Below are 22,579 nucleotides of genomic sequence, written 5' to 3'. Positions count from 1 at the left end.
GCGCAACCGCTGGTGCGGGTTCGCCAAACCGCGGAACTGCCAGAGCGAATCCACCGCACACCGGTGGCGGACCTGCACCAGGAAGCTGGAGCGCTCGAGCGCGGAACGGCTTCGCACCGCCTTCCCCGCTCCGCGGTCGTTCCCCGGGACGGCGTCCGTACACAACAAACGTTATTGAACTAGCGCCGACCACCACGAACGGACAAACCGGTGCGATCTTGAATTCCCAAGGAAATTGCTTTTCCCAGGGAAAATCGCGTTCACCGAAATCGAGTCTGATCTTGGTCGCCAAACCATCGGCCTATTGACAGGGGGACAGCGCACCTACAGCCTGATTCGCATCTGTGGCCGGAGTTCGCGAAGAAGGGAACAGGCCATGACAACGGCCGAGAAAGTGCGCGCCGCGGTTGATGGATTGACAATTCCGCAGCTGCTGCAGCGCAATGCTCAGGAACATCCGGACAAACCAGCACTCACCAGTGGGATCGGCCCGACCGCAACAACTTTGAGCTGGCAGCAGCTGCGCAACGAAGTAGCTGCGCTCACGCAGGGACTTCGGTCCGTCGGCCTCGACAAAGGCGACCGAATGCTCATCATGATGTCCAAGCGCCCCGAGCATTGGATCGTCGACCTCGCGGCCACCCATCTGGGGGCATTGCCCTGCACGGTCTACGACACCCTCAGCACTTCGCAGATCCGCCACATCGCTGAGCACAGCAATGCGACCGTCGTGGTGCTCGAAGGCATTGAGCAGTTCAAGCGGTGGGCGCCGGTGATCGACGAACTGACCTCCGTGCGGGCTTTCGTGGTGCTCGACGAGAGCATCATCCCGCCCGGGGACATCAGGTTCGTCAGCTATTCCGAGTTGCGCGGCGGAGGTGAGCACCCCACGTTCGCCTCGACCTTCGACAGGCTCACCGCTGAAGCCAAGAGCAGCGACCCGGTCACCGTCGTGTACACGTCCGGGACCACCGGCACTCCGAAAGGAGTGGTGCTCTCCCACCGGAACGTGATCTACGAATCGCTGATGCAGAACTACCTGATCCCGGTGCCAGAGCACCCGCGCTCGGTCGCCTACTTGCCGCTCGCGCACATAGCCGAACGAGTGCTCGGCATATACATGCCGATCTGCAACGCGGGGCACGTCACCATCTGCTCAGATCCAGCTCAACTGCTCCCGACCCTGCAGGCGGTCCGCCCGCACGGGTTCTTCGGCGTCCCCCGCGTTTGGGAGAAGATCGCCGCCGGCGTGCAAGCCCAGCTGGAAACGATCCCCTCGGAAAAAGCCGAGGTGCTCGGAAGAGCGCGCGACCTCGCGCTGGAAGTCTTCCGCCTGCGCGCTGCCGGACGACCGGTTCCGGACGAGATCGCCGAGGAGTTCGCCCAACTGGACCAGACCGTGCTGCTGCCGATCAGGGCCTCGCTGGGACTGGACCGGTCGGTGCGGAACTTCAGCGGAGCGGCCCCTATTCCCACGGGAGTGCTGGAAGTCCTCGCCAGCATCGGTCTTCCGGTTTACGAGGTCTGGGGGCTCAGCGAGACCACTGGCGCTGCCACCGTCAGCATCCCCGACTGCTTCAACATCGGTGCTGTTGGTCGGCCGGCGCCCGGCATGGAGGTCAAAACCGCCGAGGACGGCGAGCTCCTGGTCCGCGGGCCCGTGGTGTTCTCCGGCTACCTGCAGCAAGACGGAACGGTCAAACCCGCCACCGACGAGCAGGGCTGGTTCCCCACCGGGGACATGGGGACGGTGGACAGCCGCGGCCTGGTGACGGTGACCGACCGGAAGAAGGAGATCATCATCACCGCTGGCGGGAAGAACATCGCCCCGACCCGCATCGAATCACTGCTGCGGGCGCATCCGCTGATCGGTCAGGCAGCAGCCATCGGAGATGGGCGGCGCTACATCACCGCCCTGCTGGTGCTGGACGAAGAGACCACCCCGGCTTGGGCCGAAGCGCACGGCATTCCGGTCACCGACATCTCGGAGCTGGCCACGCACCCCCAGGTCCGCGCGGAACTGGACGCAGCGGTCGCCCGGGCCAACAGCGAGCTGGCCCGCGTGGAGCAGATCAAGCGGTACCACGTGGTGCGAGGCGTCTGGACACCAGAGTCGGGGGAGCTGACACCGAAGCTCAGCCTGCGCCGCAAGGTGATCCTCGAACGGTACCGGGAGGAAATCGATCAGCTGTACGCGGAATGAGGGACAGCATCTTCGCGCTGCTCACCGAGGCTTCTTCCGGCGTGCAATCCGCATTGGCTGCACGCCGGGAGAAGCACTTGGCGGGAGACTTCGCGGGAACAACGGAGAATCTGACCCGAAACGTGGGCGCTAGCTGCGGACTGCTCCCTGAGCCTCCCTCATCCCTCACCGGTTGCGGCCAGCGCCGTGAAGTGGTCGTCGAGGATCTTGCGCGCTCGGGGGGAAAGCCGCGGTCTGCCCGCCTGCGTGGCAACCCCGTAAACCAGCCCTATTCCGGCGATCAGCGTACCGATCCGGTCCGACTCGTAGCGCAAATCCATGCCGGCGGGAAGTTCACCGTCTTCGACGGCTTCCCGCAGCCTTCTGCTCAGCGCAACACGCCACTGCTCCCAACCACCGGACAGTCCACTCAGGCCGGAAGGGGAAGGACCGGCTTCCATCCAGAAGGCCAACCACACCCGCCATATCGACATGCCGTCGTTCCCGGTCGGCAACAACGCCATCGCGTGTTTGCGGGCCGCGGCGAGTCCGCGCAGCCCTCGCGCAGCTGATTCGGTGCGCTGAGCCGCCCGCTGGTTGTTGTACTCCAGAACGGCTCTCATGACCGCGTCTTTGCTGTCGAAGTAATGGGTGACCGAACCGGTCGTCACTCCGGCGCGGGCACCGATCGCACGCATGGTGGCGGAGCGTACTCCGGCCGAAGCAACCAACTCCCAAGCCGATTCGATGATGCGCTGCCGGTTCTGCTCGTCCCGGAACTGTTTGGCCACGCCCGCCTCCGAATAGCTCTTGTGTGTGTAACGAATGTTACGTAACACTTGTTACACAGCCGAGCCGCCAGTCTCGATGGAGAGGGGGCCCGGAATGCGGGACGAGTTGTCCACCGCACGGGGTCCAGTGAGCGATGCCCTGCTGCAGGCCGGAATGCTGTTGGAATTCAGCGTTCATTCGGTGCTCGCCTCCTTCCGCGTCCTGTTCCGGACCTCGAAATCGTGGTGGCGGGAACTCGCCGAACAAGCTTGGTTCCTGACCTCGGTGACCACCGTTCCCGCCCTGCTGGTCACCATCCCCCTGGGGGTGGTGGTCGCGCTCAACGTGGGCTCGCTGGCCGGCCAATTGGGCGCCGAAGGTTACGGCGGCGCGGTCGTCGCTTTCGTCATCGTCGGCCAGGCAGCTCCCCTCATCTGCGCCCTGATGATCAGCGGCGTGGGGGGATCCGCCATGTGCGCAGACCTCGGAGCGCGCAAAATCCGGGAAGAAACCGAAGCAATGGAAGCAATGGGAATCTCCACCGTGGAAAGGCTGGTGGTCCCGAGGATCTTCGCCGCCATCTGCGTGACGATGCTGATGGCGTGCTTGGTCATGTTGGCCGGCATCGGCACGACGTTCCTGTTCCAGGTCGTCGCGTTGGAAGCTACTCCGGAGACCTTCCTCAGCACTTTCGTCCAGTACTCGCGCATCTCCGACTTCGTGGTCGCGATGGTCAAAGCGGCTTCTTTCGCCACGCTCGCCGCGCTGGCTTGCTGTTTCAAAGGGCTGCACGCCAAGGGCGGACCGAGTGGAGTTGCTGATGCCGTCAACGAAGCCGTGGTCATCTCCTTCGTGCTGGTGTTCTTCGCCAACACCTGCATCAGCGAGCTGTACCCCATCCTGGTCCCGGCACAAGGAGAATACTGATGCCGCAGACGCACCAGGATGCCGCTCACGTCTTGCCGCGCTCGCTGCGGCGCGCCGTCGAAACCGTTTCCACGCTCGGCCTGCACATCACCTGCTACGCCAGCGCTTTGCTGGCCATCCCGTACGTCATCGGACGCTACCGGAAGAACATCGCCAAGCTCATCGGTGAGATCAGCTTCGGATCCGCCTCACTGCTGGCCGGCGGCGGAACGATCGGCGTGGTGTTCGCCATGTCCTTTGTGGCCAGCACGCAAGTCGGCCTGGAAGGTTACCGGGGTCTGCACCTGCTCGGGTTGTCCCCGATGACGGGATTGCTCGGAGCGCTGGTCAACACCCGGGAATTGGCGCCCATCGTCGCCAGCATCGCGCTCGCCGCGAAAGTGGGCACGGGCTTCACCGCTCAACTCGGTGCCATGCGCATCGGCGAAGAAATCGACGCGCTGGAAACCATGGGAGTGCGCTCCATGCCCTACCTGGTGAGCACCCGGATGGTCGCCGCGCTGATCTCGGTCGTCCCGCTGTACCTGGTGGGCCTGTTCGCTTCCTACATCGCCACCCAGGTCGCCATCGTCACCATCAACGGTGACTCGCAGGGGACGTACAGCTACTACTTCCAACTCCTGCTGACCCCTCAGGACGTCTTCTACTCACTGCTGAAGGCCACGGTGTTCGCGGTGCTCGTGACCCTGGTGCACTGCGCGTACGGTTTCCACGCGACCGGTGGTCCGGAGGGAGTGGGCAAAGCTGCCGGACGAGCGCTCCGGACCAGCATCGTCACCATCACCATCACCGACGTGCTGCTCACCATCTCGATCTGGGGATTGCAGCCGAGCCTGCCAGGACTGGGCCTATGAGCACGCTGCAGTTGACGACCACCGAGCGCCCGAAGCTCTTCCGGCGCGGAGCGGTCACCATCGCAGTGCTGCTGCTCACCACCGTCCTGGTGGTTCTGGAGGGAGCTGGGACTTTCCAGCGCGATCCGGTGATAACCGCCGACATACCCGCCTCCGCGGGGCTGGTGCCGCAGAACGCGGCCGTGCAGTACCGCGGCGTGCGCGTCGGCGAGGTCATCGAAGTCGAGACATCTCCTCGAGGCAGCCGGTTGGCCATCCGGGTCGAGTCCCGCCACCTGAGCTCCATCCCCGCGCAGGCCCGTGCCCGGTTGCTGCCGAAGACGCTGTTCGGCGACCAATACATCGACCTCGCAGTTCCGGCCGGCGGGAACCGCGGCGCGAAACTCTCCCCGGGAGCTCACCTGCCCCCGGACACCTCCGTGCAGACGCAGCAGCTCTACTCGGTGTACCTCCGGCTCTACGAACTGCTGGATTCCATGGAGCCGGCAAAACTGCAAACCGCGCTCAGCGCGCTGGCCGAAGCCGTGCACGGCCGCGGCGATCGACTGCGCCAGGTGCTCGACCAAGCCAGCGAACTGGCCGAAACCAGCCGGCCCGCGTTGGACGCGCTCGGCCAAGACCTGGCCACCATATCCACCACGGCCACCGAACTGGGCAGCGCTTCCCCCGAGCTGCTCGCCGCCCTGGACAACACGATGAGCCTCACCGAGTCAATAGCAGCCGATCGCGCGGAGCTGTCCCGGCTGCTGACTTCGGGGCTCGAACTCACCGAACAAGCCGAGGCGTTCCTGGACCAGAACGCGCAGCGAGTGATCAAGCTGGTGCGCGCCACCGAGCCGTTCTCCGAGATCATCGCCGACCACCCGGGCTCCATCAGCGCGGCCAAGGCCAGCTTGGAGGCCTTCGCGGACAGCGGAAACCGGGCTTTCGCCACGGGATTCTTCAAGATCCGCGCCTCCTTGACGCTCGACCAGCCGTACCCGTACCACCCGGAGGACTGTCCCCGCTACCCGGGGCTGGCCGGACCGAACTGCCCCTCCGGGCAGAGCCCCGCGCTGGGGCCGGAAGGCAGCGAGGCGGAGAAGGGCACCTTGCGACAGCTCGCTCCGCTGCTTCCCGGAGCACCCTCAGGAGAAGCGTCCCCAGACCTGCTCAGCGTGATGTTCGCGCCCATGCTCCGCGGTTCCGAGGTGGTGGTCCCATGAGGCTTGCCCCGACGCTGGCCAAGTTCGGCCTCTTCGCCGTCATCTCGCTGTTCTGCGGCGTCGTCGTGGTGAACACGATCAACCGGCCGGAGAACGGTGACACGCACACCTACCACGCGGTTTTCACCGACGCCAGCGGAGTGCTGACCGGTAGCGAAGTGCGCATCGCCGGCGTCCGGGTGGGCAAGGTCACCGATGTGGTCCTCCACGACGGACGGGCGCGCGTGTCCTTCAGCGTGCTGGCCGATCAGGAAGTACCGCGTGACGCCGTGGTGTCGGTCCGGTACGCCGACCTACTCGGCAACCGGTACCTGGCCGTCGAACCGGGGGGCGGGGGTGCCGCGTTGCCCCCCCGGAGCCACCATTCCGGCCGAGCGCACTCGTCCTGCCCTGGACCTGACCGCGCTGCTCAACGGTTTCAAACCGCTCTTCGAGGTCATCGACCCGAACGAGGTCAACACCCTCGCCAACCAGCTGATCGCGGTGTTCCAAGGAAACTCCGCCACCGTCGGCGATCTGCTGCACCGGATCGTGGCGCTGACCGCGGCGCTGACCGAGCGGGACCAGGTCATCGCGGACACCCTGGCCAACCTCAACGAGATGCTCGACACCGTCAACGGTCACCAGGCCGAGCTGCAGGCCCTGGTCGCCGGGCTCGGAGAACTGGCCGCCACCGCGGCTGACCAGCAACAAGTCATCGCCCAGTCCGTGGACAACGGAGCCGCGTTGGCCGGTTCGCTCTCGGACCTGCTGACCGAACTCGGACCCGGTCTGTCCGAGGACATCACCAACGTCGGGGACGTGAGCGCCGCGCTGGCGGCGAACCAGCAACACCTGGAGCAGACCGTCGCTGATTTCCCGAACTTCGTGCGCGCCTTGAACCGCGCCGGCCAGTACGGGTCCTGGATGAACGTCTACATCTGCAACTTGAGCATCCACGTGGCGGGGGACCCGATCGATCTCAACGGTGGTCCGCATTCGGAGGTGTGCCGATGAACCGCTCCTCGTTGCGGAACCGCGTCCTCCGCACCGGTGCGGTGGCGGTGGCGGTGACCCTGCTGGCGATCTTCGGAGTGGTGCTCAGCCCGCACATCGCCTTCTTGGCCAGGACCGAAGAATACGCAGCGGAGTTCCGCAACGCGGCGGGGGTCTCGACCGGAACCCCGGTGCACGTGGCGGGGGTTCCGGCCGGCCGGGTCACCGATGTTCAACTGGCCGGAGATCGGGTCAAGGTCCTCTTCCGGCTGGACGAGCACCAACGACTAGGTGTCGACAGCAAAGCGGCGATCAAGATCAAGACGGTGCTGGGGTCGCGGTACGTCCAGCTCTCTCCCCAAGGGGAAGAACCGCTGTCCCCCGGGGACACCATCCCGCTGCGCAACACCTCGGTCCCCTACGACCTGGACCAGATCAGCAGACAGACCACCGGCACCGCGGAGAGCATCGACACCGGGAAGTTGCGCCAGATGCTCTCGGTGCTCAGCGATGCCACTCCGGACGATCCGCAACTGATCTCCGAAGCCCTTTCCGGGATCACCGCCGCGTCCGAGGTGATCAACGCGCGCGGTGAGCAGATGCAGCAGCTGCTGACCGGAACGCGCACGCTCACCAATTCCTTGCTCGACCAGCAGGAAACGCTCGTCCAGCTGCTCGGGGACACCCAGCTGGTGGTGGACGTCCTGAACCAGCGCCGAGAAACCATCCGGAGGTTGCAGGACGACATCATCCGCGTCACCGACATCTTGAACGGGTTGTGGACGGAGAACCGCGCCGAGATCGACCAAGTGCTCACCGAGCTGCACTCGCTCAGCGACCTCCTCGCCCGCAACGAGCAGCACATCGACGAAACCATTCGCCAGCTGGGACCTGCCAGCCGCTACATCGCCAACGCGACCGGAAACGGACCGTGGGGAGACGTTTCCGCGCCCGCCGGACCGATTCCGGACAACCTCCTGTGCGTCGTCGGACTGCTGGAGGGCTGCCGATGACGAAGAAACTGGTCACCTGGTCGGCAGTGGTCGCGCTCGTGCTCACCGCCGGTTGGTACGCGCTGTTGCGGCCGAATCCGGTGCTGCGGATCTCCGCTGACTTCGTCGCCGCGGACGGCATCTTCCCCGGCAACCGGGTCGCCATCCTGGGAGTTCCCGTGGGAACTGTCGAGTCGGTCCAACCGCGGGGAGCTTTCGTGCGGGTGACCATGACCATGCCACCGGAAACGGAAATCCCCGCCGATGCGCACGCCTACATCACCAGCCCGGCCGTCATCAGCGATCGATACGTCGAAATCGGCCCCGCCTACCAAGGCGGGGAAAAACTGACCGATGGCGCCGTGATCCCCCTGGAGCGGTCGCACGCCCCCATCCGCTGGGACCAGTTGACGAAATCCCTTCAAACCCTGTTGGACGCGCTCGGTCCGCAGCAGGCGGACGAGGACCTCGGCAAGCTGCTGCACACCACCGGCACGGTGCTCGACGGGAAAGGACCGCAAATCCGATCCGCGATCGCCAGCCTCACGCAAGCCAGCGATCTCGTCGTCCGCAACAAGGACGACATCACGGCGGTGCTGGACAACATCGACCAGTTGCTGCGGATTCTGGAGGAGAACCAGCGGACGGTCGAAGAGCTGACCACGGCTTCCGAACAAGCCGCTGCCGAGCTCCACGGACAACGGCAGGAACTGGGGGAGGTGATCGATTCCCTCTCCTCCGCGCTGGTCGAAGTCAACGACTTGGTCAACGAGCACGGCGCGGAGCTCACCGGTGATGTTCAACAGCTCGTCCAAGTCAGCAACGCGGTGCTGGCCCGGCAGCACGAGCTGACCGAGACCTTGGACGTGCTGCCGCTCGCGCTGGACAACGTTTCCCGGACCATCACCGAGGACGAGCGCATGCGCCTTCGCTTGGACATATCCACCAATCTCGACCAGTTCTCCACCACCGCGAAGATCTGCGCCGCATTCCCACTACCGCTGTGCAACGGCGCCGGTCTGGTCAACCCGATCCCGTTCCCGCCCGAGCTGCCCGATCCGCTCGGGATGAATGCCGAGAGCGGAGGAGGCCGATGAGACGAAGAGCTCTGGCGTTGTCCATCGCCGCAGCCGTGCTGCCGTTGACGGCCTGCACGCCGAGTCTGCACGACATCGAAGTCGGTCACCTGATGGGCGAATCCGGCAAGACCCTCACCGCCGAATTCAGCGATGCGGGGCGTCTTCCGCTGGGCGCCGAAGTGCGCTTCGGTGCCCAGGTGGTCGGTCGCGTCACCGACATCGAGGTGCACGACTTCCAAGCCGTCGTGGAGCTTTCCATCACCGACGACACCGCGGTCCCGGAGGGGACCACGGCCAGGATCGAACTGACCTCCGCGCTGGGCGAGGAGTACGTCATGCTCCATCCTCCGGCGGAGCCGGGCCCTCCGCTCCCCGACGGAGCACGGTTGGAGAACACCAGCAAGGGCCCCGATGTGGAAGACGCTTTGGCCGCTTTGGGAGCAGTGGTGAACGGTGCGGGGATGGACCAAGCCCGCACCGTGATCAGCGAGTTCAACAACGCGTTCGACGGCAGGGACCAGCAACTGCGCGAATTGCTGGAGCAACTTCGAAGCGGCCTGGCGGCGTTGGAGGCGCAAAGCGACCAGATCACCGAGGTGATCGACGACGTGCACGCGCTGTCCGAACGACTGGCCGCGGGAAAACCGACCATCGAACGAGCTCTGACCAGCACTCCCCCGCTGCTGGAGATGCTGCTGGCGGAGCGCGACCGGTTCACCGCTCTGCTGGGGAACACCTCACGACTGGCCGGTGCTGCCGATCAACTCGCCGACCAGCTCGACAGCTCCGTGCGCACCCAGGTGCGGCAGCTGCGGCCGGCGCTGGCCGAGCTTCGCAGCACCACGGAAGACCTGGAAGCCACGTTGAGCAACCTGCAGCGGTTCTCCGCCCTGTTCCAACGGGCGACCCCGGGAGATTACGTCCTGTTCAACGGAACGGTCGACGTCCCCGGGACGATCGTGCAGCTCTTGGCTCCCGGTACTCCGATGCCGCCACCCGGGGAGAACCCCTTGGAACAGCTCTTGGGGCAACCATGAGGAAGAACTCGCTGGCCGTACTGCAGATCGCGCTGTTCTTGGTGATCAGCGCGGGGTGCGCTTACTACGTCGCCACCAACGTGCTGGGCCCGCAGGACATCCGACCGATCGAAGTCACCGTCCGCATGCCCAACAGCGGTGGGATGGCCACCGGCTCTCCGGTCACCTACCGCGGAGTGCCGGTCGGCGAGGTGGCCGGGTCGGAGATCGACCAGGAGGGGGTGGTCCTGCGGTTGAAGATCGACCCCCGGCAACGCATTCCGGCCAGCACCCGCGCGGTGGTCAGCATGGACACCCCGCTGGCCCTGCAGCACCTCGACCTGCAGCCAGCTGACCAGGCTCCCCCTCACCTGCGGGACGGCAGCGTGATCGAGGCGGACAAGACGGAAGCACCGCTGCCGCTGACCGCGGTGCTGACCGAGTTCGCCCAGCTCTCCGACAGCCTCCACGAAGAGGACATCAGCGTTGCGGCAGAAGCGCTGGCCACCGGATTCCACGGAACCGGGCCCGAACTGGCCCGTTTGCTCGACAACGCTCCCCAGCTGTTGGAACTGGCCAACTCGGAGATTCCGCGGGCGCGGGAAATGGCGCACCGAGTGGAGGTCCTCACCGGCCCCGATGCCGAGCAGGTCAAACGGATCAGGTCGGTGGCGGAGAAGCTGCGGGAGACCACCGACGAGCTGCGCGCCCACGAACCCCAGCTGCGCACCCTGGCCACCACCGCCCCGGAAGTGGCCGACCAGCTGACGCGTCTGGCAGCGGACGCCCAGCCGGCGGTGACCGCTCTGCTGGGCAACCTCGTCACCACCAGCCAGGTAATCAGCATGCGCGGGCCGGCTGTCGAGCAGTTGATCATCGCGCTACCGGAAGCACTGCGCAAAGTCAGCAGCATCGTGCACGGGGACACCGCGGACTTCTACCTCGTCGGAACGCAAGGCCCCGCCTGCTACACCGGGGCGGAGCGGCGTCCGCCCACCGAAACCGCTGAGCGGGAACCGGATTTGCACTGGCACTGCCCCGCGGACGAGCCGAACCTCCAGCAGCGCGGAGCCGCCAACGCTCCTCGCCCGATCACGACGACGTACGACCCGCAGACCGGTGCCACGAGCGCCGGTTTCCGAGTGGGCACCACCAGTGCTCCTGGCATGTGGTACACGATGCAGCTGAATGGAGTCCGATGATGGCTGACGAGCCAGTTCACACATCCGAAAAGGACACCGGTTCCGCTGTCACGGGAAAAGAACCAGGGGAGACCACCACCGAGCGGTCTGCGGACGAGGCGTCCGATGCGCGTCCCGGAAACGGCACCTCACGGGTGCGGCGCAAACCGTCGTGGCGGACTGTGCTGGTCGGGACTTCGATCGCACTGCTCTTGGCGAGCACAGCGGTTCTCGGCAGTCAGCTCTACCGGCAGCACCAGTCGGACGCTTTTCGACGATCCGCCGTCGAAGCCGCCCGGAAGTACGCGGCGGACCTCGCTTCTTACGACTACCGCAAACTGGACGACAACTTCACCACGGTCACCGACAATTCGACCGGGCAGTTCGCCGAGCAGTACGAGCACGTCAGCAGCGCGCTGACCGAGCTGATCGAACAGCAGCAGGCGGTGTCCGACGGATCAGTCCTGTCCGCGGGGATAGCGGAACTGGACGAAAACCGCGCGGTGGTGCTGCTGTTCGTCGATCAGAAGATCACGAACGTCAATTCGCCGGAGCCGCGGATCGACCGAACCAGGATGCAGATGACCCTGTCCCGGGAAAACAACCACTGGCTGATCGCCGACATCAAACTGCTGTGACCGGGAACGCGAGAAGCGGGCCGGCGCTCCCACCGCCGGATCCCGCTACCGCAGTCGGTCGATCACAGCCCCAGTTGCTGGGCTTCGCCCCCTGCAGGCTCGCATTGCCTCACCACTCCCGACGACTGGACTCCGGGAGTTCCGGCAGCCGATGTCGTGGTGACCGGGAACAACGGTGGATCCGCAGCCCGTTCCCGGCATCGCGGACTGCCCTTCCAGGTGTTCGGGAGGGGATTCTCGTGCTGCTCCCACTGCACGAGCCCACGAACCGGCCACCACCACATCGGACGTGCTGAACCGTCAGCTGACGAAACCGGAGAGGCGCTGCTGGATCGTCTCCTCCGCTTCCCTCATGATGCGGGAAACGAGTTCCTCGACGGTCGGGATGTCGTGGATGATTCCCTGCGCCAACCCGACGCTCCAGATGCCCAAGTCCGGATCGCCTTCCTCGAACACCTTCCGCCCACGGGAACCGGCCACCAGTTCGCGCACGTCGGCGAACTCACCACCCTCGGCGAGGATCTGCACCACTTTCCGGCTCACCGGGTTGCTGGCGACCCGAGCGGTGTTCCGCAACGGCCGGAAGATCAGCTCGGTGTCCAGTTCGGAAGCCGCGACGATCTGTTCCTTGATGCGCTGGTGCACCGGCGCTTCAGCGGTGCACAAGAACCGGGTGCCCATGTTGATGCCGCTCGCTCCCAAAGCGAGAGCGGCCACCAGGCCTCGACCATCAGCGAAACCACCCGAGGCCACCACTGGAACCTCGACCTTGTCCACAGCGGCCGGAATCAACACCAAGCCCGGGATGTCGTCCTCGCCGGGATGTCCAGCGCATTCGAAACCGTCGATGCTGATCGCGTCGACTCCGAGTTCCTGCGCCTTCACCGCGTGCCGGACGCTGGTGCACTTGTGGATGACCTTGATGCCGGCTTCCTTGAAGTGCGGTATGTGCTCCTTCGGGTTCGATCCGGCCGTCTCCACTATTTTCCCTCCGGACTCGATGATCGCCTGCCTGTACTCGGCATAGGGCGGTGGGGTGATCGTGGGCAGGATCGTCAGGTTCACCCCGAACGGCTTGTCGGTCATGTCCTTGCAGCGCTGGATCTCCTTGGCCAACTCCTCCGGAGTGGGCTGGGTGAGCGCGGTCAGAAAGCCGAGGGCGCCAGCGTTCGCCACTGCGGAAACCAGCTCGGCGCGGCCGACCCACTGCATACCACCTTGCACGATCGGGTAATCCACGCCGAACAGGTCGCAGAACTGCGTTCTGAACATGCCCCTCCTTCCGTAGCTGCGAGCAGCCGGCTACCACCTCCGCCGACCACCTGGAGGTTACTCGGCTGCGATCGCGGGACGACCGCTGGCCAGCCACTTGCGCATCTTCCGCAGGTAGTAGGTCTTCGGCAGCTCCCGCAACACCATGGGGAGGCGGGGGTAGACGAGCGCGACCCCGTCCATCAGCAGGTCGTACCGTCGCTGTTTGCGTTCGTCCCACGACAGTCCGTATTCGCAGCGCAAAGACGGCGGAAGCATTCCCGTGGTGATGAATCGGACGAACGGCAAGGCCGCTCGCAACCAGGGAGGAGCGGACTTGTTGTGCAGCAGGTCGTGCGCCACCGCTCGGGCGTGGTCGGTGACTTCAGCGGTGGCCACCATTTCGTCCCAGTACTTGCGGAAAGCCTTCCGGTCGGCCGGCCACAACGAAGGTGGCACTTGCAAAGCGGTGCCCAGCAGTGCGTATTCCTGGTATATCCGTTCTGCTGTTTCGTCGTCCAGCGGCCCGAAGATCCGCTCGTACAGCAGGGTGGCCGTGTCGTAGAGCGTCGCCGCGACCCACAGCTGCAGCTCGGGGTCGAGCGCGTTGTACCCGGGACCTCGCACTTTCGCGTGCGCCTGGGTGACCAGTTTGGTGATCACCTCCACTTCGCGTTCCGTCCCGTACGTGACGCAGAAGATGTAGGTGAGCGTGGTGCGCAGCCTGTCCAGCGGGCGGTACGCGAAGTCGCTGTGCCGGCTCACTCCCTCCCCAACCCCCGGATTCGCTATTTGCAGCAGAATCGCGCGGGCCCCGCCGGCGAGAACCGCCCCTTCACGAACGATCCGGTGCATTTCCACGGCGCAGTCGCGAGGTCTTTCGGACATGGAAGCAGTGTAAATACGGATTAACTTAGCGGGAAGGTCTGATCGGGCGAGCAGGGGATCTTCAAACGATCAAGCAGCCGAAAAGCCTGTTCGCCAAGTGCCAACTGGGCGAAGCGGAATTCACCGGATGGCTTGCGCTAGGCGTTGCGCAACACCTGAACCGCCAGAAAAGCGGCCTGGGTCCGATTTCCCAGCCGGCCACCCTCCATCGCCAGGTCGTTGAGGAGATTGATGGCGCCGTGCACCAGCAGCTGCACGTAGCCGCGCGAGCATCCCGGGCGCACGTCGGCGACCAGCCGGCTCCACCCTCGGACGTAGTCGCGCTGCGCGCGGCGCAGCGCGTGCCGGTCCGGAGCGGGCAGGTTGCCGTTCTCCGACAGGTACACGGTTGCCAGGTCGCTGTTGTCGAAGGCGAAGCTCGCATACGCGTCCACCACGTGCTCAAGCGCGGTTTCGGCATCGGTCACGCCGGCCAGCGCTTGGTTGGTGATGTCGGTGAGCCGTTCCGCAGCCCGGTAGTAGATCGCCGCGAGCAGATCGGCCTTGGACGTGAAGTGCCGGTAGACCGCGGAGGCGTTGATCCCCGCTGCTGCGCCGACTTCTTCCATGCTCACGGCGTGGAAACCGCGTTTCCGGAACAGCGGAAGGGCCGCTGCGATGAGCTCTTCCCGCCTGCTCAGCTGGGAGTACACCGGCACCTGCGGCTGTTCTCGTGATCGCTGCTGCTCATCGGGAGGCGAGGCGGCCAACACGACGTCTGCCAGTGAGCGCAATCCGCGTTCGGCCGCCCGATCGGCCAGCGTCGTCCGGTGCGTGGACCAGCTGGCCACTCCGCTGAGCGCGGCGAACGCCAGCAGTCGCGTGCTCTGCCGCGACAAGTCCGGCCGAACCCGACCCAGCAGATCAGCCACCGTCGACAGCAGAGCACGGATCGATTTGCCGAGCACGGCGCGGTCGCCGACCGGCAAGTTCCGCCATTCCCACTGGTAGAGCCGCACGCTTTTGCGCCGCTGGACGACGAGACGTATCACCGAGCGGAGCACCTCGTCCAATTCTTCCGCTGGACCGCCTTGGGATGCCGTCGCTCGCTCGGCGCACTCCACCAGCGCATCGGCGAATCGCCGAACGGCGTAGGCCAGCACCGCTTGCTTGCTCGGAAAATGGCGGTAGATCGCCGGTCCGGTGATTCCCACGGCAGCAGCTATTTCCCCCAGCCCAACGCGGTGGTATCCGCGTTCGCAGAACAATTCAGCTGCTACGGCAGCGATCTGCTCCTGCCGTTCGCTCGAACGCCGTCGGGCCGGTCGAGCTTCCGAGGTCGGCATGACAGCCCCTCCTCTCCAAACCGGCTGGCTACTCTACTCGCCCTTTTCTCGCGAAGTTCGCCACCGGAACACCTTGACAGAACGGAACAGCCGGCTCCATTGTTAATCGAGATTCGCACGGTTCACCCAGCGACAGTTCCCACTTCACCGCAGTCCGTCGTTGCAGATCCTCCGCCAACGCTTCGCCGTGGAGGCCCACAGTGGACACCACGAGAACAGAACCGCGACTTCCAGGAGCGGATTCCGCAACTTGGCGCCACTTCGCTCTGCTACCGGGTTTCTTCGTCGCCGGAACAGGTCTTCTGCTGCAAGTCGCTCATCCCGTGGTCGGAGCGGGCGTATTGCACCATTCGAATTTCAAGCAGCACCCGTGGAAAAGGGCGCTGCGCCCCCACATCTCCACCATGCGGTTCGTCTACGGAATGCAGGGCGGACCGCACGCCGAAGGAGCTCGCCTGCGGGAAGTGCACCGGAGCATCAAGGGCGTCGACGGAGCCGGCCGCCGCTACCACGCGCTCCACCCCGATGCGTACGCCTGGGTCCACCTGACCTTGGCCCAATACGTGGCGGACACCGCCAGGTGGTTCTACCGTCCGCTGAGCGAAGCCGAGGCCGAGCAGATGTGGCAGGAGTTCCGGGAGATCGGCAAAGCACTGCGGCTCAAGGACCACCAGATGCCCGCCACCTGGTCCGACGCGCAGCGGTGGTTCTGGGAGGTGGTCGAGCGGGAGCTGGAAGCGAACCAGTCGACCGCCGATGTCCTCGAAAGCCTTTCGCGCCCTCCGAAGCCGGCGCGGTGGATTCCCAGTCCACTGTGGCAATTGCTGATGCGGCCGCTCGCCCGTCTCGTCCTGATGACCACCGCGGCAACACTGCCCGCCCCACTGCGCGAGCGGTTGGGGCTTCGCTGGAGCAGCACCGACCAGCGTCGTTTCGAACGGTTCGCCGCACTGGTGCGCGCGGCGATGCGCGTCCTGCCCGAGCCGCTGCGATACGCCCCGCTGGCGTACGTCGCCATGCTCCGCGACCGTCGCAGCAAAGCCCCTCGTACCCCCTCATCAGTCGCGCAGAACTCGTGGAAGCGCTACCGGACACCGGGAAGGAGCAGGTCATGGCGCGTGCGCTGACCAGTGAGCAGCAGGATTTGGTGGATGCGGTCACCCAGTTCTGCCGGCGCGAAGTCGGTACCGGTACTCCTGGCGTCCACCACGACCAGGAGCTCTACCGCAAGATGGCCGATCTGGGCTGGCTTGGGATCTCCCTGCCGGAGAAGTACGGCGGCAGCGGTCTGGGCATGACCGAGTTGCGCCTGTTCCTGGAGACCACCGCCTATTGGAAGGCTCCCATCAGCGGATTCGCCACCACGATCATCTCCGCAGCCGCCTACGAACGCTTCGGCACCGAAGAGCAGAAGCAGGCGGTGCTGACCGGCGTGGTCCAGGGCAGGGTGGAGTCGATCTCCATGTCCGAGCCCGGGGCCGGGTCCGATGTCGGTGCGCTGAGCTGCCGGGCGGAGCGCAGACCGGGCGGGTACTTGATCAACGGGCAGAAGACCTGGTGCTCCAATGCGCACATCGCCGACCACATCCTGCTCATCGCCCGGACTTCGACCGATGGTGGGAAGCACGACGGACTCACCCAGTTCATGGTGCCGACCAACATCGACGGCCTGGAGATCCGCGGCATCGACACGATGGGCGGGAAGGAAGTGAACGACCTCTTCTTCACCGACTGCTTCGTCCCGGACAGCGCCGTGGTGGGTGAGGTCGGCCATGGGTGGAAGCAGCTCATGGCCGGGTTGAACCTGGAGCGGATGATTCTCGCGGCCAACATGCTCGGCACCGCCCAACGGGCTTTCGACGACACCGTCACCTACGTCAAGCAGCGCGAGCAGTTCGGTCGCCCGATCGGTTCTTTCCAGGCCCTCCGGCACCGGATCGCCGACATGGCGACCGAGCTGGAGTGCGCCCGCCTGCTGGTGGCGGACGTCGCACGGACCATTGACGAGAACCCGGACAAGATGTTCCCCCGGGAAGCCTCCATGGCGAAGTTGAAGTGCACCGAACTGGCGAAGCACGTCGCCTTGGAAGGCATGCAGATGATGGGCGGCTACGGTTATGCCACTGAATACGGCATGGAAGCGGTCCTGCGCTCCACCGTGGTCTCCACGGTCTACGGTGGGACGAGCGAAATACAGCGCGACATCATCGGCAAGAGCTACGGACTGTAGTTCCCGCTGACGTCGGGGAGCAGGTCCGGCCCGGGCAGCCTTCGACTGCGTCGAACTGCCGACCTGCTCGGCATTCCCCCTGGTGGGTGGCGTTGCCAGCCCCACCGGACGTCGTGCGCCACCGATCGGACCACTGCGGGTCGAGCGCCCTCACCGGAGCCACTGCCGCTGGACGGTCAGCTCGCCAGTCGGGAATTGCTCCAGGCGGACAACCGCACGCCCGGGCCCCCGGCCTTCAGGTGCAATCGGTCCGAGACGCCCCTGGCGCGCCGATCAGCAGGTGGCTCGCTGCGGCGGTGCGCTCCAGCACCGACCACATCGAATAAAAGTAGACAAAAAGCATACATTTTATCATGAATCGATGATCACCTTTAGGGAAAAGAGTCAAAATTACCCTTTTTGCTTAAGCATCTCCCAAAGAATGAGCAATCCTTGTTGTTTCAATGCGTGCTACTTACGCTCCGAGACGTGATCTCTGCGATGGTGCGCTGTCGTGCCGAATGCATCCAGGCCCCCAGCGCGGCCTGCCACCAGGCACTCCTCCTCCACCTGCGCACCAACCACCGCTGAGGACCTTCTTTCCCACGCCCCGGATACCGCCTTCCAAGGAGCAGAATTGAGCGCTGACGCCACTGGCTGGTCCTTCGACACCCTGCAAGTGCACGCCGGAGCGACCCCCGACCCGACCACTGGTGCCCGCGCGGTGCCGATCTACCAGACCACCTCCTACGTCTTCCGCGACACCCAGCACGCGGAGAACCTGTTCAACCTCAGCGAAACGGGCAACATCTACACCCGGATCAACAACCCGACGCAGGACGTCCTGGAGCAGCGGGTGGCGGCTCTGGAAGGCGGGGTCGCCGCGGTCGCGCTGTCCTCAGGGCAGGCCGCCCAGACGCTGACCGTCCTCACCCTCGCGGGGTCCGGCGACCACATCGTCACCAGCTCGTCGTTGTACGGCGGGACCTACAACCTGTTCCGGCACACGCTGCCCAAGCTCGGCATCGAGGTGACCTTCGTCGAAAACCCCGGTGACCTGGAGGAGTGGAAGGCAGCAGTTCGACCGAACACCAAGCTCTTCTACGGCGAGTCCCTGGGCAACCCGCGTTCCGACGTGCTCGACGTCCGCGCCGTCGCCGACGTGGCGCACGCGGCGGGTGTGCCCCTCGCGGTGGACAACACGGTCACCACGCCCTACCTCCTGCGGCCCATCGAACACGGCGCCGACATCGTCCTCCACTCGGCCACCAAGTACCTCGGTGGTCACGGCACGACGATCGGCGGCATCGTGGTCGACGGCGGCACCTTCGACTTCGGCGCGCACGGTGACCGCTTCCCCGGTTTCGTCGAGCCGGACCCGAGCTACCACGGCCTGCGCTACTGGGAAGCCCTCGGCCCGGGCGCGTTCGCGGTGAAGCTGCGGGTTCAGGGGCTCCGGGACATGGGTCCCGCCATCTCCCCGTTCAACGCGTTCCTGCTGCTGCAAGGCCTGGAGACCCTCTCGCTGCGCATGCAGAAGCACACCCAGAACGCCCAGGCGCTCGCCGAATGGCTCAGCGAGCGGGACGAGGTGGAAGCGGTGCACTACGCCGGCCTGCCCAGCAGCCCGTGGAACTCGCTGGCGCAGAAGTACCTCCCCCGCGGTGCCGGCGCGGTCGTGTCCTTCGAACTGCGCGGCGGAGTCGAGGCGGGTCGGGCCTTCGTCGAAGGTGTCGAGCTGTTCAGCCACCTGGTGAACATCGGTGACGTGCGCAGCCTGATCGCCCACCCGGCGAGCACCACCCACAGCCAGCTCACCCCGGAAGAGCAGCTGCTCACCGGCGTGACCCCGGGCCTGGTCCGGCTCGCCGTCGGGATCGAGGACGTGGAGGACCTCAAGGCGGATCTCAACGCCGGCTTCCGAGCGGCCAAGGCAGCTCAGGAAAAGTGAGACAGCAGCACTCCCCGGCATCCCTTCCCGGCTGCGGCGGCTGGCGGGAAGGGATGCCCGCGGGGCGCCGCAAATGGCTGCACCTCCGCCAGCCGCTGGCCTTGGAATCCGGTGAAACCCTCCCCGAGGTTCGCCTGGCGTACGAGACCTGGGGCGAGCTCAACAGCGACGGCAGCAACGCCGTTCTGGTGCTGCACGCCTTGACCGGGGACAGCCACGTGGCCGGACCGGCGCAAGAGGGGCATCCCAGCCCCGGTTGGTGGGACGGCTTGGTCGGCCCGGGACGGGCGCTGGACACGAACCACTGGTTCGTGGTCGCACCGAACGCCATCGGCGGCTGCCAGGGCAGCACCGGACCGCTCGACCGCGCCCCGGACGGCAAGCCCTGGGGTGGTCGCTTCCCCATGGTGACCGTCCGGGACACCGTTCGCGCCGAGCAGGAGCTCGCCGACGCGCTCGGCATCCGGCAATGGGCAGCAGTGCTCGGTGGCTCCTTCGGAGGCATGCGAGCCATGGAGTGGGCCATCATCTACCCCGAGCGGGTCAAGAACCTGCTGCTGCTGAGCTGTTCCGCTGTTTCCTCGGCAGAACAGCTCGCCTGGTCCGCCACCCAAGTACAGGCCATCGTCAACGACGCGGCCTGGCTGGACGGGCGCTACCTCGAACACCCGGAGAGCACCGGCCCCGCTGCTGGCCTGGGGCTGGCCCGGCGAATAGCGCACATCACCTACCGCAGTCCGCAGGAGCTGCAAGACCGCTTCGCCGCCGACCACCAAACAGCTGAGCACCCGTGGTACGGCGGCCGGTACGCCGTGGAATCCTACTTGGATCACCAGGCGGCGAAGCTGGTGGAACGCTTCGACCCGGCCAGCTACGTGACCTTGGTCCGGGCGATGTCCTCCCACGACGTGGGCCGCGGCCGAGGTGGGCTGGCTGCCGCGCTGGGGCGCATCCAAGCGCGGACGATCGTCGCCGGGGTAGACACCGACCGCTTGTTCCCGCTCGCGGAGCAGCAGCAGCTCGCCGAACTGATCCCGGGGGCGGCTCCCGCGCGGGTCATCCACTCCGCCAACGGGCACGACGGTTTCCTCACCGAGATCGAACAGGTCGGCAAGCTCTGCCAGGACCTGCTGCCCGCGATCGGAAGCAGCGGGGCGGCGATACCAGCCTGACGGAAGATTCGATTCCGCCGTTCCGGGTACCTGATGACCGTGGGCCAAGCGAAGTCACGGCGGAAATCCGATCGGTTGCGCACCTACCGGGCCAAGCGGGACTTCTCCCGCACCGAAGAGCCGGCCGGCACCTCCGGGCGGACGAGCGGCCGGCTCTTCGTCGTGCAACGCCACCGGGCTCGCCGCCAGCACTACGACCTGCGCCTGGAGATCGACGGTGTGCTGGTGAGCTGGGCAGTGCCCAAAGGGCCGACGCTGGACCCGAAGAGCCGGCGGATGGCGATCCAGGTGGAAGACCACCCCATCGAGTACGGCGATTTCGAGGGGATCATCCCGCGCGGGGAGTACGGCGGCGGCGATGTCATCGTGTGGGACCGGGGAACCTGGGAAGCGGTGGACACCGACGACCCGATGGGGGCAGTGGAGTCGGGCAACCTGCACTTCGACCTGCACGGCCAGAAGTTGACCGGTCGTTTCGTGCTGGTGCGGCGCGGCCAGGACGACTCCGGCAAGAGCAATTGGCTGCTGCTGCACAAGGACGACGAGCACGCCCGCCCCGGCTGGAACCCGGAGGAGCACCCCCGCTCGGTGAAGAGCGACCGCACCAACGAGGAAGTCGCCGCCGAACCGGAAGCGGTGTGGCACGGCGACCGGCCAGCGGACCAAGCCGAAGTGCCGCTCCCCCGCGCGGAGAGCTCCGGGCGAGGCCGCAAGCCCGCCGCGAAGAAGTCGAAGAAGGCCACAACCGCATCGGCCCGGCAGAGCTGGCCGGAACCGACCGAGGAAGAACTCGCCGCCCTCGACCAGATGTCCGCCAAGGGAACCTGGCAGTTGGCCGGGCAACAACTCCGGGTGACCAACCTGGACAAGGTGCTGTTCCCCGGGGGCGGTGACGCCCCCGGCATCACCAAGCGGGAGCTGATCCGCTACTACACCCGGGTGGCCCCGGTGATGCTCCCTTATCTCAGCGAGCGCCCGTTGAACATGCACCGCTTCCCCAACGGGGTCGAGCAGAAGGGGTTCTGGCACAAGGAGATCCCCTCCTACGCGCCGGACTGGTTGCGCCGCTGGCACCACTCCGAGGCAGACCCCGGGGAGAGCCAGTGGTACCTGGTGCCGGACAGCGTGCCCGCTCTGGCCTGGCTGGCCAACTACGGCGCCGTCGAACTGCACCCGTGGATCTCCCGCGTCCCCGACGTGCACAACCCGACGTGGGCGCTCTTCGACATCGACCCGGGCAGCAAGACCTCGTTCGACGACGTGCTGACCCTGGCCCGACTGCACCGGACCGCGCTGGAGCACCTCGGGGTGATCGCGCGCCCCAAGGTGACCGGGAAGGGCGGGATCCAGATCTGGGTGCCCATCGAACCCAAGTACACGTTCGAACAGACCCGGTCATGGGTGCAGGAGGTCTCCCGCGCCATCGGCGATGCGGTTCCGGATCTGGTCAGCTGGGCCTGGGAGAAGAAGCAGCGGCGCGGGCTCGCCAGACTGGACTACACGCAGAACGTCATCAACAAGACGCTCGTCGCTCCTTACAGCGTTCGGCCGCAACCGGGAGCGCCGGTGTCCGTGCCGATCGAGTGGGACGAGCTGGAAGATCCGCAGCTCGCCCCCGACCGCTGGACGATCCGGGACGTCTTCGCCCGGCTGGAAAGCGCCGGTGACCCGTTCGCCGCGCTCTTGGGGGTGGAGCAGGAACTGCCCGAGCCGCACTGACCCTCCCGCCGGGGCGCCGTCTGCATGCCATCCGCCCTCGACGAGGCCAAAATGAGCGAGTCAGGACAGGTTTGGAAACCTTGGTCGGGGCCAGTGGCACAGCAGGAATCGTCTTCGAAGCAGCCTCAGCCGCGGGAACAAACCGCACAACAGCGTCTACGTCATCAACAGCAGCGGTCAGGTCCACGCCCAGGACCCGACGCAGGCCTGCAAGGGGCCGGACGCCCACTACACGATCGGCATG

19 protein-coding genes and 1 pseudogene are annotated in these 22,579 nt (G+C 65.9%); 16 read left to right on the top strand and 4 right to left on the bottom strand.

Annotation, left to right across the window (positions count from 1 at the left end; translation table 11 throughout):
- Positions 1-376 precede the first annotated feature (376 nt).
- Positions 377-2,203: an AMP-dependent synthetase/ligase gene (locus SREC43747_RS0110985; protein WP_029721297.1), complete on the top strand. Its 1,827-nt coding sequence runs from the start codon at positions 377-379 to the stop codon at positions 2,201-2,203.
- Positions 2,204-2,361: 158 nt separating this feature from the next.
- Here SREC43747_RS0110985 and SREC43747_RS20255 read toward each other — a convergent pair whose 3' ends face one another.
- The gene (locus SREC43747_RS20255) at positions 2,362-2,973 is read right to left on the bottom strand and encodes a TetR/AcrR family transcriptional regulator (protein WP_051387948.1); all 612 of its coding nucleotides are present in this window, start codon (positions 2,971-2,973) and stop codon (positions 2,362-2,364) included.
- 127 nt (positions 2,974-3,100) lie between these two features.
- On the opposite strand from SREC43747_RS20255, the gene SREC43747_RS0110975 reads away from it, so the two are divergent.
- The 10 genes and pseudogenes from SREC43747_RS0110975 (at position 3,101) to SREC43747_RS0110935 (ending at position 11,820) form a co-directional block, all read left to right on the top strand.
- A complete protein-coding gene (locus tag SREC43747_RS0110975; RefSeq protein ID WP_236623139.1) occupies positions 3,101-3,880 on the top strand; it encodes an MlaE family ABC transporter permease in 780 nt (259 codons plus the stop codon).
- Positions 3,880-4,734, top strand: a complete 855-nt coding sequence (locus SREC43747_RS0110970; protein ID WP_037331786.1) for an ABC transporter permease — start codon at positions 3,880-3,882, stop codon at positions 4,732-4,734. Before SREC43747_RS0110975 ends, SREC43747_RS0110970 begins: the two co-directional genes overlap by 1 nt.
- Positions 4,731-5,939, top strand: coding sequence for an MCE family protein (locus SREC43747_RS0110965; protein WP_051387947.1), 1,209 nt, complete (start codon positions 4,731-4,733; stop codon positions 5,937-5,939). The genes SREC43747_RS0110970 and SREC43747_RS0110965 overlap by 4 nt, the downstream gene beginning before the upstream one ends.
- A pseudogene (locus tag SREC43747_RS21945) lies at positions 5,936-6,208 on the top strand (MlaD family protein); the annotation flags it as partial. The gene SREC43747_RS0110965 and the pseudogene SREC43747_RS21945, both read left to right, overlap by 4 nt.
- A 67-nt stretch (positions 6,209-6,275) precedes the next feature.
- Complete coding sequence (locus SREC43747_RS19755; protein ID WP_051387946.1) at positions 6,276-6,935, top strand: MCE family protein; 660 nt, start codon at positions 6,276-6,278, stop codon at positions 6,933-6,935.
- On the top strand, positions 6,932-7,927 hold the full coding sequence (locus tag SREC43747_RS0110955) for an MCE family protein (protein ID WP_029721292.1): 996 nt from the start codon (positions 6,932-6,934) through the stop codon (positions 7,925-7,927). Before SREC43747_RS19755 ends, SREC43747_RS0110955 begins: the two co-directional genes overlap by 4 nt.
- Positions 7,924-9,003, top strand: coding sequence for an MCE family protein (locus tag SREC43747_RS0110950; protein WP_029721291.1), 1,080 nt, complete (start codon positions 7,924-7,926; stop codon positions 9,001-9,003). The genes SREC43747_RS0110955 and SREC43747_RS0110950 overlap by 4 nt, the downstream gene beginning before the upstream one ends.
- Positions 9,000-10,022 carry an MCE family protein gene (locus SREC43747_RS0110945; RefSeq protein WP_029721290.1) on the top strand — a complete coding sequence of 341 codons (1,023 nt, stop codon included), beginning with the start codon at positions 9,000-9,002 and terminating at the stop codon, positions 10,020-10,022. The genes SREC43747_RS0110950 and SREC43747_RS0110945 overlap by 4 nt, the downstream gene beginning before the upstream one ends.
- Entirely contained in the window at positions 10,019-11,203 is a 1,185-nt protein-coding gene (locus SREC43747_RS0110940) for an MlaD family protein (RefSeq protein ID WP_029721289.1), read from the top strand. Before SREC43747_RS0110945 ends, SREC43747_RS0110940 begins: the two co-directional genes overlap by 4 nt.
- Positions 11,203-11,820: an Rv1363c family protein gene (locus tag SREC43747_RS0110935; RefSeq protein WP_152528388.1), complete on the top strand. Its 618-nt coding sequence runs from the start codon at positions 11,203-11,205 to the stop codon at positions 11,818-11,820. The genes SREC43747_RS0110940 and SREC43747_RS0110935 overlap by 1 nt, the downstream gene beginning before the upstream one ends.
- A 300-nt stretch (positions 11,821-12,120) precedes the next feature.
- On the opposite strand, the gene SREC43747_RS0110930 is transcribed toward SREC43747_RS0110935, so the two are convergent.
- The 3 genes from SREC43747_RS0110930 to SREC43747_RS0110920 form a co-directional block, all read right to left on the bottom strand.
- Positions 12,121-13,092 (bottom strand): NAD(P)H-dependent flavin oxidoreductase, encoded by a 972-nt coding sequence (locus SREC43747_RS0110930; RefSeq protein WP_029721287.1) that lies wholly within the window; start codon positions 13,090-13,092, stop codon positions 12,121-12,123.
- 57 nt (positions 13,093-13,149) lie between these two features.
- Entirely contained in the window at positions 13,150-13,926 is a 777-nt protein-coding gene (locus SREC43747_RS0110925; RefSeq protein WP_029721286.1) for an oxygenase MpaB family protein, read from the bottom strand.
- A gap of 170 nt (positions 13,927-14,096) precedes the next feature.
- A complete protein-coding gene (locus SREC43747_RS0110920; protein WP_037331785.1) occupies positions 14,097-15,284 on the bottom strand; it encodes a TetR/AcrR family transcriptional regulator in 1,188 nt (395 codons plus the stop codon).
- 200 nt (positions 15,285-15,484) lie between these two features.
- Here SREC43747_RS0110920 and SREC43747_RS0110915 point away from each other — a divergent pair, with 200 nt between their 5' ends.
- The 5 genes from SREC43747_RS0110915 (at position 15,485) to ligD (ending at position 22,335) form a co-directional block, all read left to right on the top strand.
- On the top strand, positions 15,485-16,411 hold the full coding sequence (locus SREC43747_RS0110915) for an oxygenase MpaB family protein (RefSeq protein ID WP_081722530.1): 927 nt from the start codon (positions 15,485-15,487) through the stop codon (positions 16,409-16,411).
- Positions 16,396-17,514 (top strand): acyl-CoA dehydrogenase family protein, encoded by a 1,119-nt coding sequence (locus SREC43747_RS0110910; protein ID WP_029721283.1) that lies wholly within the window; start codon positions 16,396-16,398, stop codon positions 17,512-17,514. Before SREC43747_RS0110915 ends, SREC43747_RS0110910 begins: the two co-directional genes overlap by 16 nt.
- A gap of 616 nt (positions 17,515-18,130) precedes the next feature.
- Positions 18,131-19,444, top strand: a complete 1,314-nt coding sequence (locus SREC43747_RS0110905) for a bifunctional o-acetylhomoserine/o-acetylserine sulfhydrylase (RefSeq protein WP_029721282.1) — start codon at positions 18,131-18,133, stop codon at positions 19,442-19,444.
- Positions 19,445-19,497: 53 nt separating this feature from the next.
- Positions 19,498-20,616 (top strand): homoserine O-acetyltransferase MetX, encoded by a 1,119-nt coding sequence (gene metX, locus SREC43747_RS0110900; RefSeq protein WP_051387942.1) that lies wholly within the window; start codon positions 19,498-19,500, stop codon positions 20,614-20,616.
- Between the two features lie 33 nt (positions 20,617-20,649).
- Positions 20,650-22,335, top strand: a complete 1,686-nt coding sequence (gene ligD, locus SREC43747_RS0110895) for a non-homologous end-joining DNA ligase (protein ID WP_029721280.1) — start codon at positions 20,650-20,652, stop codon at positions 22,333-22,335.
- Positions 22,336-22,579 lie beyond the last annotated feature (244 nt).

This window comes from Saccharopolyspora rectivirgula DSM 43747 (assembly GCF_000497205.1).
Classification (GTDB): Bacteria; Actinomycetota; Actinomycetes; order Mycobacteriales; family Pseudonocardiaceae; genus Saccharopolyspora; species Saccharopolyspora rectivirgula.
The sequence above is the reverse complement of the archived record's forward strand: the minus strand, read 5'-3'. Positions and strand labels throughout refer to the sequence as shown.

Excerpts from the sequence above, each read along its gene's own strand:
- SREC43747_RS0110985 (WP_029721297.1), top strand. The coding sequence starts at position 377 with ATGACAACGGCCGAGAAAGTGCGCGCCGCGGTTGATGGATTGACAATT.
- SREC43747_RS0110970 (WP_037331786.1), top strand. The coding sequence starts at position 3,880 with ATGCCGCAGACGCACCAGGATGCCGCTCACGTCTTGCCGCGCTCGCTG.
- SREC43747_RS0110965 (WP_051387947.1), top strand. The coding sequence starts at position 4,731 with ATGAGCACGCTGCAGTTGACGACCACCGAGCGCCCGAAGCTCTTCCGG.
- SREC43747_RS0110955 (WP_029721292.1), top strand. The coding sequence starts at position 6,932 with ATGAACCGCTCCTCGTTGCGGAACCGCGTCCTCCGCACCGGTGCGGTG.
- SREC43747_RS0110950 (WP_029721291.1), top strand. The coding sequence starts at position 7,924 with ATGACGAAGAAACTGGTCACCTGGTCGGCAGTGGTCGCGCTCGTGCTC.
- SREC43747_RS0110945 (WP_029721290.1), top strand. The coding sequence starts at position 9,000 with ATGAGACGAAGAGCTCTGGCGTTGTCCATCGCCGCAGCCGTGCTGCCG.
- SREC43747_RS0110940 (WP_029721289.1), top strand. The coding sequence starts at position 10,019 with ATGAGGAAGAACTCGCTGGCCGTACTGCAGATCGCGCTGTTCTTGGTG.
- SREC43747_RS0110935 (WP_152528388.1), top strand. The coding sequence starts at position 11,203 with ATGGCTGACGAGCCAGTTCACACATCCGAAAAGGACACCGGTTCCGCT.
- SREC43747_RS0110930 (WP_029721287.1), bottom strand. The coding sequence starts at position 13,092 with ATGTTCAGAACGCAGTTCTGCGACCTGTTCGGCGTGGATTACCCGATC.
- SREC43747_RS0110925 (WP_029721286.1), bottom strand. The coding sequence starts at position 13,926 with ATGCACCGGATCGTTCGTGAAGGGGCGGTTCTCGCCGGCGGGGCCCGC.
- SREC43747_RS0110920 (WP_037331785.1), bottom strand. The coding sequence starts at position 15,284 with ATGCCGACCTCGGAAGCTCGACCGGCCCGACGGCGTTCGAGCGAACGG.
- SREC43747_RS0110910 (WP_029721283.1), top strand. The coding sequence starts at position 16,396 with ATGGCGCGTGCGCTGACCAGTGAGCAGCAGGATTTGGTGGATGCGGTC.
- metX (WP_051387942.1), top strand. The coding sequence starts at position 19,498 with ATGCCCGCGGGGCGCCGCAAATGGCTGCACCTCCGCCAGCCGCTGGCC.
- ligD (WP_029721280.1), top strand. The coding sequence starts at position 20,650 with ATGACCGTGGGCCAAGCGAAGTCACGGCGGAAATCCGATCGGTTGCGC.